We start from the raw sequence: 223 nt of genomic DNA, 5'->3' as shown, positions 1-223 counted from the left end.
ACTCAAATGAATTGACGGGGGCCCGCACAAGCGGTGGAGCATGTGGTTTAATTCGATGCAACGCGAAGAACCTTACCTACACTTGACATGCTGAGAAGTTACTAGAGATAGTTTCGTGCCTTCGGGAACTCAGACACAGGTGCTGCATGGCTGTCGTCAGCTCGTGTCGTGAGATGTTGGGTTAAGTCCCGCAACGAGCGCAACCCTTGTCCTTAGTTGCCAG

1 rRNA gene is annotated in these 223 nt (G+C 52.0%); it reads left to right on the top strand.

What is annotated here, in order from left to right:
* A 16S ribosomal RNA gene (locus tag ACXAGV_RS19085) occupies nt 1-223 on the top strand; the annotation flags it as partial.

This window comes from Alteromonas sp. ABH4_453 (assembly GCF_056160665.1).
This window is presented reverse-complemented; position numbering and strand designations above follow the sequence as displayed.